This is a genomic window from Moorena sp. SIO3B2, assembly GCF_010692525.1.
Taxonomy (GTDB): Bacteria; Cyanobacteriota; Cyanobacteriia; order Cyanobacteriales; family Coleofasciculaceae; genus Moorena; species Moorena producens.
This window is the reverse complement of the sequence record NZ_JAAHHE010000824.1, coordinates 1-1,586: the sequence shown is the minus strand read 5'-3', so window position 1 is coordinate 1,586 and position 1,586 is coordinate 1. Positions and strand designations below refer to the sequence as shown.

Sequence of the window (1,586 nt, the reverse complement as noted above, 5' to 3'; positions counted from 1 at the left end):
CCATTGACTTAACTCCTAAACCGTTTATTCCCAATAAACCGGGTTTTATAAATCAACTATTGTCAACTTTACAATATGTGTGTCTTATAGTAGGATATAGAATTAGTTAAAAGGTAAGCTATCAGCTAATGCGCTACGCGCACGCTACGCGAACAGCCATCAGCCATCAGCCTATGCTTAGATGGGCTTTTCCCTAGACTTTGAATTCGATAAAATCTCGAACTATTAGGTGCGACCCGTGGCGAATTTAATTCTTAATGGGTCAAGCGCACCTTTAAATTCTGCCAAAAGAGGTTTATTTTAAGCTGACAGCTGACCGCTGACTGCTGAATGCTTACGTTAAAAGATTACTTGATTCTATCTATAACAGTTCTCATAGTAATGAGGTACACAAGATTTTTTCTCTCTTGCCGTCTTGATGCAGTCGCTCATGGGGGAAACCACGGCAGTCGCTCATGGGGGGAACCCCCAAGACCGCGCTGCCTCCCCAAGACCGCGCTGCATCGCTCTTGCCTCTTGCCTCTTGCCTCTTGCCTCTTGCCTCTTGCCTCTTGCCTCTTGCCTCTTGCCTATTCCCTGTTCCCTGTTCCCTGTTCCCTATCTCCCTATCTCCCCACCCGAGCCAAAAATTTCCTGCTGGGATACCCAACATGGTGTATAGGAGTTATAGTGCAGCTACCGGGAAGTCTGAAGTCTGAAGTCTGAAGTCTGAAATTCTTTAATATCAAGGATTTCGACTCTAGGACGCGGGTTTGTTATTTCTGCCCCCCTGCATGCACTAGTCAGTTGGCAGAACTCTAATCCAGACAATTGAGGTAATCCTATGACTTTCATCAACAAACTTCATTCAACGCCACAGAATTACTCCGATTTTACTGTACCCTTAAACATTCAAGCATCTGATATATCAATCGTTATTCCCGTTAGGAATAATCAAGAAGGACTGGATTTATTTTTAACTGAATTTTTGAACACCCAGAATCCCCACATCTATCCAAAAGAAATTATTATAGTTGATAATAACTCCAGGCGACCAATTACTATCGCTCAACACTTCCAAGGTAATAATCTTTCGATCAAATTACTGAAATGCTCAAAAAATGATGTGGCCTCTGCCAGAAATGTAGGCATCAACTATGCCAAAGGAGATTGGATATTATTTACCGATAGCCACTGTCTTCCATCTGAATCATTTATCGAAGGCTATCTTAATACTAAAAATGGCTCAATAGGCTATGCAGGTAATGTTAAAGCATGGGGCAAGGATTTATTATCAAACTTTTATGACGGTCAAGAAAGATTCATTCCCTTAACCATGGTTGAAGAGTGCCAGATCAGTAGACCAGAATCATTAATTACAGCCAATGCCCTGATTTGGAAAAAAGCACTTCAACAAATTGGTGGATTTAAAGAAACCATTAGAATTCCCGAAGGAGCCGATCTAGATTTAGCATTTAGATTATTCCAAATTGGTCAATTATCCTATTGTTGGCAATCCACTGTCTATCCTAATCACAATAAAAAAATACCCGAATTTATCCAACGATTTATCAACGATGAAAACAGTAAACTAATGGTGAGTAATC

At 40.8% G+C, this 1,586-nt stretch carries 2 protein-coding genes; both read left to right on the top strand.

The window, feature by feature from the left end:
- Positions 1-381: 381 nt before the first annotated feature.
- Positions 382-705: a hypothetical protein gene (locus F6K38_RS41480; RefSeq protein ID WP_287360665.1), complete on the top strand. Its 324-nt coding sequence runs from the start codon at positions 382-384 to the stop codon at positions 703-705.
- Positions 706-823: 118 nt separating this feature from the next.
- On the top strand, positions 824-1,586 hold a 763-nt coding region (locus F6K38_RS41475; protein WP_287360664.1), incomplete at its 3' end, for a glycosyltransferase family 2 protein.